General features: G+C 63.8%; 18 protein-coding genes. 5 read left to right on the top strand and 13 right to left on the bottom strand.

The genetic code is table 11. The features are described 5' to 3' along the window. Positions 1 to 15: 15 nt before the first annotated feature. The 10 genes from D6B98_RS25915 to D6B98_RS25955 all read right to left on the bottom strand — a co-directional run bounded on the left by D6B98_RS25915 (position 16) and on the right by D6B98_RS25955 (position 8,950). Positions 16 to 990 carry a type II secretion system F family protein gene (locus tag D6B98_RS25915; protein WP_126259722.1) on the bottom strand — a complete coding sequence of 325 codons (975 nt, stop codon included), beginning with the start codon at positions 988 to 990 and terminating at the stop codon, positions 16 to 18. Positions 991 to 999: 9 nt separating this feature from the next. After that, entirely contained in the window at positions 1,000 to 1,977 is a 978-nt protein-coding gene (locus D6B98_RS25920) for a type II secretion system F family protein (protein WP_126259723.1), read from the bottom strand. A 16-nt stretch (positions 1,978 to 1,993) separates the two neighbouring features. Beyond that, positions 1,994 to 3,463 carry a TadA family conjugal transfer-associated ATPase gene (locus D6B98_RS25925; protein ID WP_126259724.1) on the bottom strand — a complete coding sequence of 490 codons (1,470 nt, stop codon included), beginning with the start codon at positions 3,461 to 3,463 and terminating at the stop codon, positions 1,994 to 1,996. A gap of 21 nt (positions 3,464 to 3,484) precedes the next feature. Continuing rightward, complete coding sequence (locus D6B98_RS25930; protein ID WP_126259725.1) at positions 3,485 to 4,753, bottom strand: CpaE/TadZ family protein; 1,269 nt, start codon at positions 4,751 to 4,753, stop codon at positions 3,485 to 3,487. Then, positions 4,750 to 5,484, bottom strand: coding sequence for a CpaD family pilus assembly protein (locus D6B98_RS25935; protein ID WP_126259726.1), 735 nt, complete (start codon positions 5,482 to 5,484; stop codon positions 4,750 to 4,752). The genes D6B98_RS25930 and D6B98_RS25935 overlap by 4 nt, the downstream gene beginning before the upstream one ends. A 20-nt stretch (positions 5,485 to 5,504) precedes the next feature. Beyond that, positions 5,505 to 6,980 (bottom strand): type II and III secretion system protein family protein, encoded by a 1,476-nt coding sequence (locus D6B98_RS25940; protein ID WP_164718871.1) that lies wholly within the window; start codon positions 6,978 to 6,980, stop codon positions 5,505 to 5,507. A gap of 11 nt (positions 6,981 to 6,991) precedes the next feature. After that, complete coding sequence (cpaB, locus tag D6B98_RS25945; protein WP_164718866.1) at positions 6,992 to 7,792, bottom strand: Flp pilus assembly protein CpaB; 801 nt, start codon at positions 7,790 to 7,792, stop codon at positions 6,992 to 6,994. A 127-nt stretch (positions 7,793 to 7,919) separates the two neighbouring features. Then, entirely contained in the window at positions 7,920 to 8,444 is a 525-nt protein-coding gene (locus tag D6B98_RS25950; protein WP_126259729.1) for an A24 family peptidase, read from the bottom strand. A gap of 124 nt (positions 8,445 to 8,568) precedes the next feature. Next, positions 8,569 to 8,709 (bottom strand): hypothetical protein, encoded by a 141-nt coding sequence (locus D6B98_RS40110; RefSeq protein WP_164718848.1) that lies wholly within the window; start codon positions 8,707 to 8,709, stop codon positions 8,569 to 8,571. A 76-nt stretch (positions 8,710 to 8,785) separates the two neighbouring features. Continuing rightward, complete coding sequence (locus D6B98_RS25955; protein WP_126259730.1) at positions 8,786 to 8,950, bottom strand: Flp family type IVb pilin; 165 nt, start codon at positions 8,948 to 8,950, stop codon at positions 8,786 to 8,788. A gap of 266 nt (positions 8,951 to 9,216) precedes the next feature. On the opposite strand from D6B98_RS25955, the gene D6B98_RS25960 reads away from it, so the two are divergent. The 4 genes from D6B98_RS25960 (at position 9,217) to D6B98_RS25975 (ending at position 12,111) form a co-directional block, all read left to right on the top strand. Beyond that, a complete protein-coding gene (locus D6B98_RS25960; protein ID WP_126259731.1) occupies positions 9,217 to 10,044 on the top strand; it encodes a sterol desaturase family protein in 828 nt (275 codons plus the stop codon). Positions 10,045 to 10,190: 146 nt separating this feature from the next. Continuing rightward, positions 10,191 to 10,688 carry a pilus assembly protein N-terminal domain-containing protein gene (locus D6B98_RS25965; RefSeq protein WP_126259732.1) on the top strand — a complete coding sequence of 166 codons (498 nt, stop codon included), beginning with the start codon at positions 10,191 to 10,193 and terminating at the stop codon, positions 10,686 to 10,688. Positions 10,689 to 10,895: 207 nt separating this feature from the next. After that, positions 10,896 to 11,477 carry a TadE/TadG family type IV pilus assembly protein gene (locus D6B98_RS25970; RefSeq protein ID WP_126259733.1) on the top strand — a complete coding sequence of 194 codons (582 nt, stop codon included), beginning with the start codon at positions 10,896 to 10,898 and terminating at the stop codon, positions 11,475 to 11,477. A gap of 28 nt (positions 11,478 to 11,505) precedes the next feature. After that, on the top strand, positions 11,506 to 12,111 hold the full coding sequence (locus tag D6B98_RS25975) for a TadE/TadG family type IV pilus assembly protein (RefSeq protein WP_245481458.1): 606 nt from the start codon (positions 11,506 to 11,508) through the stop codon (positions 12,109 to 12,111). 92 nt (positions 12,112 to 12,203) lie between these two features. Here the strand turns inward: D6B98_RS25975 and D6B98_RS25980 are convergent, their stop codons facing one another. The 3 genes from D6B98_RS25980 to D6B98_RS25990 all read right to left on the bottom strand — a co-directional run bounded on the left by D6B98_RS25980 (position 12,204) and on the right by D6B98_RS25990 (position 14,583). After that, positions 12,204 to 12,416, bottom strand: coding sequence for a cold-shock protein (locus D6B98_RS25980; RefSeq protein WP_028138527.1), 213 nt, complete (start codon positions 12,414 to 12,416; stop codon positions 12,204 to 12,206). Between the two features lie 268 nt (positions 12,417 to 12,684). Beyond that, complete coding sequence (gene infA, locus D6B98_RS25985) at positions 12,685 to 12,972, bottom strand: translation initiation factor IF-1 (RefSeq protein WP_024340539.1); 288 nt, start codon at positions 12,970 to 12,972, stop codon at positions 12,685 to 12,687. A gap of 24 nt (positions 12,973 to 12,996) precedes the next feature. Then, positions 12,997 to 14,583 carry a DEAD/DEAH box helicase gene (locus D6B98_RS25990; RefSeq protein WP_126259735.1) on the bottom strand — a complete coding sequence of 529 codons (1,587 nt, stop codon included), beginning with the start codon at positions 14,581 to 14,583 and terminating at the stop codon, positions 12,997 to 12,999. A 480-nt stretch (positions 14,584 to 15,063) separates the two neighbouring features. Between D6B98_RS25990 and urtA the strand changes: the two genes are divergently transcribed. Beyond that, positions 15,064 to 16,386 carry an urea ABC transporter substrate-binding protein gene (urtA, locus tag D6B98_RS25995; RefSeq protein ID WP_126259736.1) on the top strand — a complete coding sequence of 441 codons (1,323 nt, stop codon included), beginning with the start codon at positions 15,064 to 15,066 and terminating at the stop codon, positions 16,384 to 16,386. The last annotated feature ends 33 nt before the right edge of the window (positions 16,387 to 16,419 follow it).

A 16,419-nucleotide genomic window follows, 5' to 3' on the forward strand; every position in this document is an offset into this window, starting at 1 on the left:
GGTCGGTGGCTTGTGTCACTGCATCTCGGTGAGCTTGATGCCGGTCGGTCCGAGAATGACGACGAACAGCACTGGCAGGAAGAACAGGATCATCGGCACCGTCAGTTTCGGCGGCAACGCGGCGGCCTTCTTCTCGGCCTCGGTCATCCGCATGTCGCGGTTTTCCTGTGCCATGACGCGCAAGGATTGACCGAGCGGGGTGCCGTAGCGCTCCGCCTGCTGAAGCGCGAGACAGACCGACTTGACGCCCTCGAGCCCGGTGCGTCGCGCCAAATTCTCATAGGCGACCTTGCGGTCCTGCAGGTAGGACAATTCGGCCGTGGTCAGCGTGAACTCCTCCGACAGCGCAATCGACTGTCCCACGATTTCGGTGGCGACCTTCCGAAACGCCATTTCGACCGACATGCCGGATTCGATACAGATCAGGAGCAGGTCGAGTGCATCGGGAAAGGCGCGCTTGATCGAGAGCTGGCGCTTGGAGATCGCATTCTTCAGGAACAGCATCGGCGCCTGGAGGCCGAGATAGGCCGCGCCGATGCAGATGCCGATCTTGATCGGCATCGGCCTGTCCATGTGCGCGATCACGAAAACGTAGAGGAGCGAGCCGACGAAGAGCACGATCGGGGTGACCAAGCGGGCAAACAGGAAGGTGATGTAGGGCGCCTGGCCGCGGTAACCGGCCATGATGAGCTTGTCCCGCGCCGCCTCCTGCGCGAGCCATTTGGTGAGGTTGAAGTCCTCCACGACCTTGGAGACGAGCTGCTTCGGCGTCTGGCGCAGCGAGACCTTTTCGTTCTTGTGAAGGCGCTCGCGCTCGCGCTGCCGAATGCGCTCACGCTCGCTCGCGACCGCCTTCATGCGCTTGGAGAGTCCCTCGCCGGCGAATAGCGGCATCACAAGCGTATAGACGGTGGCGCTGGCGGCGATGGCCGCCAGCAGCATGGTCATGAAACGGACGTCATGCAGTTTCGAAACGAGGAACTCGACCATGCGGCACCGTCAGAAGTCGAAATTGATCATCTTTTTCATCACCATGATGCCGATCGACATCCAGACGACGCAGCCGACCAGCATCAGCTGGCCAGTGGGATGAGTCCAAAGCAGCGAGATGTAGTGCGGCGTCGTGAGATAGACGAGGAACATCACGATCGGCGGCAACGAGCCGATGATGCCGGCCGAGGCCTTGGCTTCCATCGACATCGCCTGGATCTTCTCTTTCATCTTCTTGCGGTCGCGCAGCACCTTGGAGAGGTTGCCCAGCGCCTCGGAGAGGTTGCCGCCCGATTTCTGCTGGATCGAGATGACGATGCCGAAAAAGTTGGCTTCGGGCAGCGGCATGCGCTCATAGAGCCGGGAGCAAGCCTCGCCCAGCGGCATACCGATCGCCTGCGTCTCGATGATGGCGAGGAATTCGCTGCGCAGCGGCTCGGGCGAATCGGCCGCGACGACCTTGATCGATTCGAACAACGGCAGGCCGGCCTTGATGCCGCGGACGATGACGTCGACCGCATCGGGCAGTGCCTTCAGGAACTTGTCTTCCCGGCGCTTCTTCAGGAAGCCGAGGGCCCAGCGCGGCAGGCCAAAACCGCCGGCAAAGGCGAGACCGGCGGCGCCGAGCAGGCCGCCGCCGATGAACAGGGCCGCCGCGAACAGCACGCCCGCCACGACGGCGGACACGATCCAGAATTTCTGCGGCGTCCAGTCCAGACCGGCCTGGGAGAGGCGAACGTTGAGCGGAACGCTCTTCTCCTGCTGACGCCGTGCCTCGAGATCCTTCAGCGACGTTTCGACCTGCTCGCGGCGCGATCGCTGGCTCTTTTCGCTCTGCTTGGCCATCGGCGCGTCGGCACGCGAGATCGAGGCGCGCCGGCTTTCCGCCTTCCGTTCCCCGGAGAGCAGCGGATAGAGGAAAACCCAGGCGATGCCGCCGACCGCTGCGGTGGCGAGAAATGCGAGGGCGAGGACCTGTATGTTCATGGCGTCGCTGACCTGCTCACGTCGTCGGCGCCACTTCCGCGGCGTCGAGCGCGGCGGCAAGGCGCTTCTCCTCGCCGTAATAGCGGGCGCGTTCCCAGAACTTCGGACGGCCGATACCGGTCGAGCGGTGCCGGCCGATGATCTTGCCGTTGGCGTCCTCGCCGATCATGTCGTAGAGGAAGATGTCCTGGGTGATGATGGTGTCGCCTTCCATGCCCATCACCTCGGTGATGTGGGTGATGCGGCGCGACCCGTCGCGCAGACGCGCGGCCTGAACGATGACGTCGATCGAGGCGCAGATCATCTCGCGGATCGTTCGCGAGGGCAGGGAAAAGCCGCCCATCGTGATCATGGATTCGCAGCGCGACAGCGCTTCGCGCGGGTTGTTGGCATGCAGCGTGCCCATCGACCCGTCATGGCCGGTGTTCATGGCCTGGAGTAGGTCGAACGCCTCGGGTCCGCGGACTTCGCCGACGATGATGCGTTCGGGCCGCATACGCAGGCAGTTGCGCACCAATTCGCGCATGGTGACCTGGCCCTCCCCCTCGATGTTGGGCGGACGGGTCTCCAGCCGCACCACATGGGGCTGCTGGAGCTGGAGCTCGGCAGCGTCTTCGCAGGTGATGACGCGCTCGTCGTGCTCGATGTAATTGGTCAGACAGTTGAGCAGCGTCGTCTTGCCCGAGCCTGTACCGCCGGAGATGAGCACGTTGCAGCGGACGCGACCGATGATCTGGAGGATCTCGGCGCCTTCCGGCGAGATCGCGCCGAACTTGACGAGCTGATCCAGCGTCAGCTTGTCCTTCTTGAACTTGCGGATGGTGAGCGTCGGGCCGTCGATCGACAGCGGCGGCACGATGGCGTTGACGCGGGAGCCGTCGGCGAGGCGCGCGTCGCAGATCGGCGAGGATTCGTCGACGCGCCGGCCGACCTGGCTGACGATGCGCTGGCAGATGTTGAGGAGCTGCTGGTTGTCGCGAAAGCGGATGCCGGTGCGCTGGATCTTGCCGGCGACCTCGATGTAGACGGTGTTGGCGCCGTTGACCATGATGTCGGCGATATCGTCGCGCGACAGCAGCGGCTCGAGCGGACCGTAGCCGAGAACGTCGTTGCAGATATCGTCGAGCAGCTCCTCCTGCTCGGCGATCGACATCACGATGTTCTTGATCGCGATGATCTCGTTGACGATGTCGCGGATTTCCTCGCGGGCGGATTCCGAATCCAGCTTGGCCAGCTGGGCGAGATCGATCGCCTCGATCAGCGCGCCGAAGATCGTCGCTTTGACCTCGTAATAATTGTCCGAACGCCGGCTCTCCATGGCCGGGGGCGGCGGAGCCTTGGCGGGAGCAAGCGGCGGCGAGGCGACGGCCGGCGGAGGCGGGGCGCGCGACACCGTCGGCGCCGGAGCCGGGGCAGGCTCGAGCGACACGGCGCCGGGCCTGGGCGCCCGAAGGTCGGTGTCTGTTCCGCTACGCTTACCGAACACTTAACAACTCCATGCGGCGGCTTATTTTCCCCGCAACTTGTCAATCAGGGGTGAAAACAGGGACGACTTTTGTTTCTTGGTTTCGGAGCGGCCGGTCAGGCGCTGGGCGATCTGAAGGAACATCTCGATCGACTTGTGGTTGGCGGAGATCTCCGCGATCATCTGGCCGTTGTTGGCCGCCGAGCCAAAGATCTGCGGCTCGAACGGGATCGAGACGATCGGCTGGCTCTCGATCGCCTTGGCGAACTCCGTGGCGGCGATTTCGGGCCGTTTCGGCACGCCGACCTGATTCAGGCAGTAGAGCGGCGGCCGGTCGTTGGGGCGCGCGGCCTTCAACAGATCGAACAGGTTCTTGGTATTGCGCAGATTGGCGAGGTCAGGGGCGGCCACGATCAAAATGTCGTCCGCTCCGATCAAGGCGCGCTTGGTCCAGCCCGCCCATTGGTGCGGAATGTCGAGCACGATGCACGGCATGGTGGAGCGCAGCGTGTCGAACACGGAGTCGAAGGCCTCGGTGCCGAAATCATAGACCCGGTCGAGCGTCGCCGGCGCCGCCAGCAGGCTGAGATGGTCGGTACATTTCGACAGCAGGCGGTCGATGAAGGCGGTGTCGACGCGATCGGGCGAGAACACGGCGTCGGCAATGCCCTGCGGCGGATCCTGGTTGTAGTCGAGCCCGGCGGTACCGAAGGCCAGGTCGAGATCGGCGACGACGGCGTCCATAGCGAGGTCGCGCGCGATCGCCCAGGCGACGTTGTGCGAGATGGTGGAAGCTCCGACGCCCCCCTTGGCGCCGACCACGGCGATGATGCGGCCGACCGCCTTGGCTTCCGGCGCCGAGAACAGGTTGCAGATCGAGCGTACGACGTCGATCGCGCCGACCGGCGCGAGCACATAGTCGCTGACGCCGCGGCGCACCAGCTCGCGGTAGAGCATGACGTCGTTGATGCGGCCGATCACGACCACGCGGGTGCCGGCGTCGCAGACGGTGGCGAGCTGGTCGAGCCCGCCCAGGAGGTCGTTGCGGCCGTCGCTCTCGAGCACGATCACGTTCGGCGTGGGAGCCGAGCGGTAGGCTTCGATCGCGGCCGCCATGCCGCCCATCTGGATCTTCAGATGGGCCTTGCCGAGGCGGCGGTCCTCGCCGGCCGACTGGACCGCGGCAGCGGTCTCGACGGTCTCGCAGAAGGCCTGGACCGAGACGCGCGGCGCGGGCGCAATATGCTCCTCGACCGGCGGAGGGGGGGCGTCCGGCTGCTCTTCGTGTGTCTGGCGAGCGTAGCTGATCATTTGCCGGTGTCGCTGAGTTTGGCCTTGTCGGCTTCGGGGTACGTGGTCGCGCTCGTGAGTCCCTTGCGATACTTCTCGAGACCGGTGATGCGCCGGGGGGTGTAGGACGGCGTTTCAGGCCGCGGCTGCTCGAGGTCCGAGGGATTGTCGACCATCGCCGCGAGGTTGCGCTGATAGGCGCAGCCGTAATTGTAGTAGTCCTTGTTCTCGAACCAGCTCTTGTTCTTCATCGAAGGGCCGATGTCGTCCGGCCACAGGCCGCAGGGACCTGCGATCGCTGCGATCTTGGAATAGGTGAGACGGATCGGCGGCAGGAAGCGCTTGTCCTGGGGCTGGTAGGGGTGAACGTTGACGCCCCGCGGCGGAACGCCCGCCGCGGCCAGCATCGCCTGGATTTCGCGCATCGTGTCCGCGACCGGACGTGCATTGGGCGTGCCGGACGGCACGTCGATGCGGATGGCGCCGGTGCCTTCGTGCAGCCATGCCGATGCGACGCCCATCACGTCGGCGCGCTGGGCAGCGGTCAATCCGCCGCGGGCATGGCCGACGAAGACGACGATCGAGCGATTCTGCTCCTCGATCGCGATCGGGTGGCGCTGCTTGTAGTCGTCGGGAATCGAGGCGGTAACGACCTCGTCGTGCCGGCAGCCGCCGAGCGCGAGCGTCATTGCGACCAGCGCGCCACCGAGACGGATGGCGCGCTTGGGAAGCTGGGGTGGTCTTGTGATCATCGTGAAGTCCCCGTTCCGCCTCAGTCGGTAATGAAGCCGTAGGTGCCGCGGTAGTTCTTGGCCGGTTCGGTCCGGCCGGGCACGCCGTAGATGCGGTTGATGTTGCCGAGCAGCTGGACCTGTGGATCCGCAGGCGGCGTGAAGCCGTCATCCGGCCGCGACAGGTCCTTTGGCGCCACCGCGCGAACGACATAGGGCGTCACGATCACGACCAGCTCGGTCGCGTTGTTGACGAAGTCCCGGCTGCGGAACAGCGTGCCGAGGATCGGGAGCTGCATGATCCCCGGCAGTCCGCTGATCGCCTGCTTGGTCTGCTGCTGGATCAGGCCGGCCATCGCCATCGCGCCGCCGGAGGGAATTTCCAGCGAGGTCTCCGCGCGGCGGGTCCTGATCGAGGGCACCGTCAGCGAGTTCACCGAGGTCGAGGTCACGGCCTGCGACAGCGTGATCGCGTTTTCGTTCGAGAGCTCAGAGACCTCGGTCATCACGCGCAGGCTGATCTTGCCTTCGCTCAGCACCACGGGGGTAAAGTTGAGCGAGATACCGAACTTCTTGAAGCTGATCTGGGTGGTGCAGACGTGCGTGGTAGGGTCGCACGCATAGCCTGCCGGGACCGGGAATTCGCCGCCGGCGATGAACGTTGCCGATTCACCGGAGATTGCGGTCAGGTTCGGTTCGGCCAGCGTGCGGATCACGCCCGCGTTTTCCATCGCGCGCAGGGTGGCCTGCACCGACGACGAGCCGCCGAACTTCGTCGTCAGATTGTTGCCGTCCACGAGGTTCTTGCCGAGTGCCGTGAACGGATTGGAGTTGCTGAAGCTCACCACCGACGTGCCGTAGTTGAGGCTGGCGCTCAGGTCGATGCCGAGCTGCTTGACGATGGTGCGCTGGACCTCCGCCACCGTCACCTTGAGCATGACCTGGTCGCGGCCGCGCACCACGATCGAGTTCACCACCTTGTCGGCGCCGCCGGCCAGGCGCGCGGCGAGCTCGTTGGCCTGCTGCGCTTCCATCGGATTCGCCGCCGTACCGGTCAGGACAATGCCGTCGCCGAGTCCGTCGATCTGAATGTCCGAATTGGGCAGAACCTGCTTCAGCGCGGCCCGCACGCCGTTGAGGTCGCGCTTGACCGCGATGTCATAGGCCGCAATCTGCTGACCGGCGGAATCGAAGAACACGATATTGGTCTGGCCGACCGCGGCACCGATGATGTAGGCGCGCTGCGCCGAGCGGACCACCGCGTTGGCGATCTTGGGATCGGCGACCAGCACGTCCTTGATGTCGCGCGGCAGGTCGATCACGACGGATTTGCCGACGCCGAGCGAGAGGAAGCGCGCGTTCATCTGGCCATCCGCCGCGGCCATCGCCCCGGGACGGTAATCGGCGGCGACCACGGGGGTCAGCACCGGGTTGAGCGCCAGCGCCAGAGCGGCCGAAAACGACAGGGCGCGAACCATCGAGGTTCGCATCGTCGCCAAATCCACCCTGCGTTTCATATCGACTGTCTTCATCGTGCTTTCGCCGTCTGACTTGGAATGCCGTAGCGAATGATCGAAACACCGTCCCGCTTCTGCGCGGAATCATCGAGCGTGATTTCGCTCATCTTGACGTCGACGATGCTGCGCAGCGCCAGCGACAGCGTGCCGCTCTGGCGGGCTGCGGAGAGCGTCGCGGTCTGCGCGGGATTGAGCTCGAGGGTGACGGTCTTGCCGATCACCGCGTTCTGGCCGTCCTTTTCCTTTGGCGCCTGGTCGATGGCGAGGACCCGGATATTGGCCAGGATGATCTCGGAGGTGATGATGTCGGGCGCGCCGTTGTTCTGGTCCGGATTCTTCAGCCGGCGGGTCAGCAGGACGTCGACGCGATCGTTGGGCAGGATAAAGCCGCCTGCGCCGGTCTCCGGCGAGATCTCGGTCGAGATCGCCCGCATGCCGGTGGGCAGGATTGCAGCCATGAAGCCCGAGCCTTCGGCCTTGACCAGCTTCTGGTCGCGGATCGGCTCACCCTGAATGAAAGGGGCGCGCGCGATCGAACCGGTGACCTGGGTCGCGCCCTCGGGACGCTCGTTGCGGCGGATGAAGGTGGCGCTGGCGGTCGCGGCCGGCCAGGTCTGCCATTGCACGTCTTCCGGCTTCACGGTCTGGCCGAGGCCGATGTCGTTCTTGGCAACGAGGACGTCGACGGTGGGAAGCTGTGCGACCGGAGCCGCGGGAGGCGGCGCAGATTGGTCCGAGCCGCTCGCCAGGTACGCGGCGACGCCGCCGGCGCTGATGGCGACCGCCAGGACGACAATGCGTGCCCTATTCATACGCTTCACTTTCCAACAAGACGCCGCGACGCTGCCGCCGCCGTAATCGGCAGTTGACCAGCTATTCGTCAAAGCATGGTTAATGAGGCGTATCTAAATCGCCTTAACGCCGGGTTACCCGGTGCGTTCAGCGCAGCGCGAGGTGAGCGAGGTCGATCGACTTCACCCATTCGGTCTCCGGGTAGACCATCAGCGCGCTCAGCGCGAGCGCGATGCCGTAGGGGATGCCGCTCTCCTTGGCGTGCAGCCGTGCCAGCCAGGCCTGACCCGCCAGCCCGTAAGGCAGCGGCCATTGCCGGAACTGGAGCAGGAGCAGCGTCAGCGCGCCGCCGAACAGCGAGGCGTAGAGCAGGAAGTTCATCAGCTGTGCGAACCCGAACCAGAGCGCGACGGAGGCCGCGACCTTGGCATCGCCGCCACCGACCCAGCCCATCGCAAAGCAGGTGAAGGCCACGACGAGCAGAAGCGCGCCGGCGCCGACATGGCTCAGCATCTCGTAAGGTGCCATGCCACCGGCGAGGGCGAGCGCGAAGAAGCCTGCGACCAGCGCCAGCGACACGCGATTCGAGATCGTCATCGTGAACAGATCGCTCGCGGCGGCGAACGCCATCAGGGCAGGGAAGAGCAGAAGGCGCGCAAGGTCGAGGATCATGGCGTGCGTCTTGAGGCCTGGGTTTGCCGCGGAAGCTGGCGTCGCCGGATTCTATCCGGCAGTGCTAAACAAACCGACAACGGCTGCGAGGGTCACGCAAGGCCGAAGCTGAGGAGCGCGTGCTTTACCAGAGGCTGGCAATGCGCGCGGCGAGTGCGACCGTCGCAAGCAGCAGCGCAAGGCAGACCCAAAAGACCGGCGAGCCGGCCTGCGCCGCAGCTGCCTCGTTCGCCGCGACCGCGGCACCGGTTCTGTACTCACGCAACGCCACTGGAACTCGCCGTCTTCAGAAAAACAAAGGCCCCGGAGATCCGGGGCTTTTGCCGTCGTTGATCTGTTGCTTACTTCAGCCCGGTGCTGATCGAGGTGAACTTGGTGTTCAGCGTGCTGCCGAGGCTGTTGACGACGGTGATGATGGCCAGCGCGATGCCGGCGGCAATCAGACCGTATTCGATGGCAGTCGCGCCGGATTCGTCCTTCGCGAAACGCGCAATCAAGTTCTTCATGAACAAAACTCCATTCGGGTGGGATCGCCTCGTTCGGCGCTGTCTTTGACCCGATGACCATGAGAGCCGAGCTCTTTCGGTAGAGTTAATCCGATCGCGTAAACCCGCGTCCGGCGCGATGCTTTCGTCCAGAGTGAATTTCGCCTTAAAGCCGCGGCTTCAATTTCAGTTCCAGATACATCGCCGGCGCGCGGCCCGCTTCACCCTCCCTTAAATTTCACGGAGTAGGCGTAAGAGAGGACCGGAATTCGCGGAGAGAGGCGATGATGTCGAGCCTGCCCATGCAAGTCGCCTTGATGCTCGGCGAGACCATCGCGAAGCTGCTCCCCATCACCTTCGTGCTCGCGGCGGTTTTCACCGTGCTCGAGCATTTCTGGGCCTGCAACCCCGGCGCCCCGTGGTGGCGCAAGCGGGAGATCATCACCGACATCTGCTATTGGATCTTCGTTCCGGTGTTCGCCCGCACCATGCGGATCGGACTCCTGATCGTCGGCGCCGCAGCCGTCTTCAACATTCACGACGCCGACGAGCTCATCGCCTTCTACGATAACGGCCATGGGCCGCTGGCGCAGCTGCCTCTGTGGGTGCAGGCCCTGCTGTTCCTGGTGCTGTCCGACTTCATGCTGTATTGGATCCACCGGACCTTCCATGACGGCGGCTTCTGGAAGTACCACGCCATCCATCATTCCTCCGAGGAGATCGGATGGATTTCGGCGGCTCGCTTCCATCCCATCAATCTCTTGCTCGGGACGATCAGCGTCGACGTCGTGTTGCTGATGGCCGGCATTTCCCCGAACATCATGCTCTGGGTCGGTCCGTTCACCACCTTCCATTCGGCGTTCGTGCACGCCAATCTGAACTGGACCTTCGGACCGTTCAAATATCTGCTGGCAACGCCGGTGTTCCACCGCTGGCACCACACTTCGCTCGAAGAGGGCGGCAACACCAATTTCGCCGGCACGTTTCCGGTCTGGGACGTGCTGTTCGGCACTTTCCGCATGCCGGAGGGGCGGCTGCCGCAGGATTACGGCAAGGACGAAGCGGCCATACCGAAGGAGATCGGGGGCCAACTGGCCTATCCGTTCCGCCGCTAGCGGCCGTAAACATTCAGGTAGGTTCAAACAATCGTCGGCGAGTTTGCGGAACGTTCACAAATTAAGGGCAGGTTAGCCGGGTCGGGCACCGGCTCCGCTGTTATCTGTTCGCTTCTGCCGGTTTGTGACGTCCCGGGAGTATGAGTATGCGTAAGGAATTGGCGCGCCGTCATGCGCGGGTCTGTGTTCTGGTTGCTGCCGCAGTGCTGGCATCGCCGGCTGCCGGCCTCGCCGAACCGACGGCCGACACCATCGCCGTCAACGTCGACCAGGCCAAGCTGGTGCGGCTGCCCGGCAAGGTGGCGACCATCGTGGTCGGCAATCCCCTGATCGCCGACGTCACGCTCCAGCCCGGCGGCATGATCGTCGTGACCGGCAAGGGCTACGGTGCCACCAATTTCATTGCGCTCGACCGGAACGGCGAGATTCTGGTCGACCGCCAGATCCAGGTCGAAGGCCCGAGCGACCGGCTCGTCACCGTCTATCGCGGGATCGAGCGCGAGTCCTACAGCTGCATGCCGATTTGCCAGCGTCGGGTGACGCTCGGCGACAGCGACACCTACTTCAACAACACCATGAGCCAGGCCGGCTCGCTGAGCAGCAGTGCCAGCGGCAACGCCGGCGCGGCCACCAAGTCCAACTAGCCGGATCGATTGGCGGCTTCGCGCCGGCGTGGATCGCCCGCCAGGCGACGTGGCTCTGCGCGCGCCGTCCTTGGCTGCCGCCGCCGTGCCGGTTAACGCATCCCTAACCGAGCGGTTCGCGCAGCGTGAATCGCCTGCAACACTTAAACAATCAGTTTTAGCTATTGAACGAAGCAGATGATCGCCGCTGCCGGGGAATTTGACGCGATGCCATCGCTTCCGCCTACGAGATTCACGCTCCGGAAGGCGCTATGCCGGTTTCGTGGCAGCCGCCGCGGCTCCGCGGCTGTCGAGTTCGCGCTGGTTGCTCCGATCTTCTTCGGGCTGCTGTTCGCTATCATCGAGACAGCCTTGGTGTTCTTCGCAGGCCAGGTGCTCGAGACCATCACCCAGAATTCGGCGCGTGCGATTCTGACCGGTCAGGCGCAAGCGCAGGGCGGCTCGGTGGCGGCCTGTCAGACGGTGCCCAACGTGGTCTCGGCGTGCGATCAGACCACGTTCAAGGCCTATGTCTGCACCCAGATCCCGGCGCTGTTCGATTGCAGCAAGCTTTACGTCGACGTGGTCAGCACAAGCTCCTTCACGGCGCTGAGCCTCACCAATTACGGCGATTCCTGCACCTTCAATCCGGCCGGCGTGCAATACAATCCCGGCAGCTCCAGCCAGGTCGTCGTGGTGCGGCTGTTCTATCAATGGCCGCTCTTCGTCACCGGCCTCGGCTACAACATCGGCTGCAGCAGCAAGCGGCTGCTGGTGGCGACCGCAGCCTTCAAGAACGAACCCTTCTGAGGCGATGGATCTGGGCGGACCACAGGCGATGGCGAACTTCTTGAACAATGCCCGCTGCTGGGCGCGTGACTTCGTCGCCGACACGCGTGCGCTCGCGGCGACCGAATTCGCGGTCATCGTCCCGCTGATGCTGGTGATGTTCTTCGGGACCGTCGAATTCTCGTCGGCGATTGCGATCGATCGCAAAGTCACGTTGATTGCACGGACGCTGTCCGATCTGACATCGCAGTCGACGACGCTTGCCGATGCCGACATGCAGAACACCTTCACGGCGAGCATCTCGATCGTCATGCCTTACGACGCTACTCTCGTGAAGGGCTCGATTTCCCAGATCTATATCGATGCGAACAGCATTGCCACGGTCCAGTGGAGCAAGGCCGGAACCATCGCGAGCGGCGCGACGCAAGCGACGCTGGCGACCTCGGGCCGCAAGGCTGGCGACAAGGTGACCAACGAGATTCCGTCGACGCTGCTGATTCCTTCGACCTACCTCATCCTCAGCGAGGCGAGCTACACTTACACACCGTCGGTGGGCTACGTGTTGAAGTCGAGCATCCCGCTGAGAGATCTGTCCTACACGCGGCCGCGCCAGGCGACTTGCGTTCAATACAACAACGTGCCGTCCTCGTGCTGACGTCCCCGGGCAGGGCCTGCAAATGAAAAAGGCCGTGCGTAGCGCACGGCCTTCTTGCTTCTTGCGAGCCGATCGGGCGAGGCCCGGCGAGTTCAGCCTGCGGCGCGGAGGTTGTCTGCTGCCGACTTGCCGGAACGACGGTCGGCCACGATCTCGTAGGAGATCTTCTGACCTTCACGCAGCGTGCCGAGGCCCGCACGTTCCACAGCGCTGATGTGGACGAACACGTCCTGGCCGCCGTCGTCCGGCTGAATGAAGCCGAAGCCTTTGGTCGCGTTAAACCACTTCACGGTTCCCATGCTCACGGGGGTAGTCCCTTCTCAGATAACACAATGTGAGAGCCTGCTCGCGCAGGCCAGTTAGATCGAATTTTGGAAGGGTCGTCAGCGTGTCTGAACCGGCTGTACCGGTGGATGCTAATGTCGTCCGGCCGAAAATCGATAAATTCCTTTTATCGGAATTCCAGTGTCAAAACAATCCAGTCGCGCGCGATTTTTTGATCCGCCGTGATGTTCACGGCGGACCAACAGGAAGGTCGGAATTTTACTGCCGCGCTCGCGCGCCGGCGCTCGACTAGCGACGGCGGAACTGGCCGCCGCGCTGTCCGGGGCGGGGAGGTCCGCCGGCCGTGCTGGGACGCTCGTCCTTGTGGCGGAAAATCAGCCGGCCCTTCTCGAGGTCATAGGGCGACATCTCCACCGTCACGCGGTCGCCCGCCAGAGTCTTGATGCGGTTCTTCTTCATCTTGCCGGCGGTATAGGCGACGATCTCGTGTCCGGCATCGAGCTGCACGCGGTAGCGGGCGTCGGGGAGGATTTCGGTGACCAGTCCTTCGAACTGGATCAGCTCTTCCTTAGCCATGTGGGTGTCTCCAGTCGTAGACTGTTAGTTCGAATGAGGATTGCGGGTCGGTCGGCCGTTGGGGCGACTCTCGCGACGCAAAAAGGCAACGCCTTGTATTCCATCAGGCTTGCCGGCGCTATGCGCGGGACGCTGTTCCGACCGATCGGCTGGTGAGGCGTTCATCTTACCACCGAGACCACGTCGGCGGCGAGACCCCTTGGAGGCCTTGTGGCCTTCTCCCGGCCTGCCATCAACAGGTCTGCCCTCGCTATGACGTCCTTCGCCGGGCCGTCCGTCGCCGGGCCTGCCGGCGCTGTGATGACGTCCGTCGGCATGCCGTTCGTCGCCACGCCGTCCGTCGCCGTGCCGGGCGCCCTGCGGACGCTGGCCCTGGCGGCCACCCGGTCGGCCCTGCCGTTGCTGTGCCGGGGGAGGACCGGCGTCGCGGCGGCCCGCATCGGTGCGATGGTCTTCGCGCGGCAGCGCCACGCGGATCAGCCGCTCGATATCGCGGAGATAGCTGAGCTCCTCACCGCCAGCCACCAGCGAGATCGCGGTGCCGTCGGCGCCGGCGCGCGCGGTGCGGCCGATGCGGTGGACGTAGGTTTCCGGCACGTTGGGCAGGTCGAAATTGATGACGTGGCTGATGCCGTCGACGTCGATGCCGCGGGCGGCGATGTCGGTGGCGACCAGGGTGCGGATCTCGCCCGAGCGGAACTGGGCGAGCGTGCGCTCGCGATGGTTCTGCGACTTGTTGCCGTGAATGGCGCTGGCGGGGATGCCGGCCTTCTCGAGCGACTTCACCACCTTGTCGGCGCCGTGCTTGGTGCGGGTGAAGACCAGTGCGCGGTTGACCGGCTCATCTTTCAGAAGCTTGGTCAGGAAGGCCGGCTTGGCGGAGAAGTCGACCTGGACGATGCGCTGGTTGATTCGCTCGGCGGTCGAGGACACCGGGGTTACCGCGACGCGGGCGGGGTCACGCAGCATGGCGTCGGCGAGCTCGGCGATGTCCTTCGGCATGGTGGCCGAGAAGAACAGCGTCTGCCGCTTGATCGGCAGCTTGGCGACGATTTTGCGGATATCGTTGATGAAGCCCATGTCGAGCATGCGGTCGGCCTCGTCGAGCACGAGGAACTCGACGCTCGAGAGCTTCAATCCGTTGCTCTGCACGAGGTCGAGCAGGCGGCCGGGGGTGGCGACCAGCACATCGACGCCCTGCATCAGGGCGCGGACCTGGCGGCCCATCGGCACGCCGCCGATGGCCAGCGTCGAGGCCAGGCGCAGGTGGCGGCCATAGGCGTTGAAGCTGTCGAGGATCTGGCCGGACAGCTCGCGGGTGGGCGACAACACCAACACCCGGCAGGTCTTGGGCTGCGGCTTGATGCGATGCTCGAGCAGGCGGTGCAGGATCGGCAGCGCGAACGACGCGGTCTTGCCGGTGCCGGTCTGGGCGATGCCGACGACGTCGCGCCCGGTCAGCGCGATCGGGATGGTCTGGGCCTGGATGGGGGTGGGAGTGACGTAGTTCTCTTCGGCGAGAGCACGCGCGATCGGTTCGGCGAGGCCGAAATCCTGAAACGAAGTCAAAAGATGGGTTCTTTCCATGTCAAAAGCGGGCGCCCGGCGCATTCGGCGCGGCGCGCGCAAAAGGGTGTCGAGAAGACACCTGCGTGTTTAGGGTGTCGGATGGCTTGGGAGATATGGGGCAAGCCAGAGGCCCGGAGGGGCTTAAGAACACGCGGCTCGCAACGACCTCCTGATTCGCAAGAGGTCTCGGCCGCTCATATGGAACATCGAAGGGGCGCTTTCAAGGCAGGCTCGCGCGAAATGGCGATTGCGGTGCAGAAATAGTTATGCCGGAAATTTAGCCAGAGCTGACATTTTGCTCAAAAAATAACCAGCCTGCCGCTTTGGCATACATTTCAGTTGCTCAAGTTTTGAGCGATCGCTTCGTTGCGAGACTTGGTTTTCAGGCAATTATTTTAGTAGAATCAATAAGTTGATTGGTGTTCAGCCCATGGCATGGTTCTTGCGAATCCGTTAATCGCAGGCGGCCGTGGGGCCGTTTCGCAGCGTTTTTCACGTCTGCGTCAGGGAGATGAGACACTCATGCTTAACAAATCAACTCACGATATAGCGGCGTCATTTAGCCGCCGCGGCGTGCTCGCCGCGACCGCCGGACTGGTGCTCGGTCTGGCTTCATTGACTGGCGCGAAGGCCGCGGACGACACCATCAAGGTCGGCGTGCTGCACTCTCTGTCCGGCACCATGGCCATCAGCGAAACCACGCTGAAGGACACCATCCTCTTCCTGATCGACGAGCAGAACAAGAAGGGCGGCGTTCTCGGCAAGAAGCTCGAAGCCGTCGTCGTCGACCCCGCGTCGAACTGGCCGCTGTTCGCCGAAAAGGCGCGCGAGCTGATCACCAAGGACAAGGTCTCGGTCGTGTTCGGCTGCTGGACCTCGGTGTCGCGCAAGTCGGTGCTTCCGGTGTTCAAGGAGCTCAACAGCATCCTGTTCTACCCCGTGCAATACGAGGGTGAGGAGAGCGAGCGCAACGTGTTCTACACGGGGGCCGCGCCGAACCAGCAGGCGATTCCCGCCGTCGACTACCTCATGAAGGAAGAGAAGGTGAAGCGCTGGGTGCTCGCGGGCACCGACTACGTCTATCCGCGTACCACCAACAAGATCCTGGAAGCCTATCTGAAGTCGAAGGGTGTCGCCCAGGAAGACATCATGATCAACTATACGCCGTTCGGTCACTCCGACTGGCAGACGATCGTGGCCGACATCAAGAAGTTCGGCTCGGCCGGCAAGAAGACTGCGGTGGTCTCGACCATCAACGGCGACGCCAACGTTCCCTTCTACAAGGAGCTCGGCAACCAGGGAATCAAGGCCAAGGACATCCCGGTGGTGGCGTTCTCGGTGGGTGAGGAAGAGCTCGCCGGCATCGACACCAAGCCGCTGGTCGGTCATCTCGCCGCCTGGAATTACTTCCAGTCGATCAAGTCGCCGGAGAACGAGAAGTTCATCAAGGCGTGGCAGGCCTACACCAAGAATCCGAAGCGCGTGACCAACGATCCGATGGAAGCGCACGTGATCGGCTTCGACATGTGGGTCAAGGCGGTCGAGAAGGCGAAGTCGACCGATCCCGACAAGGTGATCGACGCTCTCCCAGGCATCGAAGCCAAGAACCTGACCGGCGGCACCTCCAAGATGCTCCCGAACCACCATATCACCAAGCCGGTGTTCATCGGCGAGATCAAGGGCAACGGCCAGTTCGACGTGGTCTGGAAGACGCCGAGCCTCGTCGCGGGCGATGCCTGGTCGAAGGAGCTCGACGGCTCCAAGGACCTGATCGGCGACTGGGTCGGCAAGAAGTGCGGCAATTTCAACACCAAGACCAACAAGTGCCTCGGCTCGGGCTCCTGATCCCGATCTGACACTGCATTGCACGATCGGAGA

It is taken from the genome of Bradyrhizobium sp. LVM 105, assembly GCF_003957705.1.
GTDB lineage: Bacteria > Pseudomonadota > Alphaproteobacteria > Rhizobiales > Xanthobacteraceae > Bradyrhizobium > Bradyrhizobium frederickii.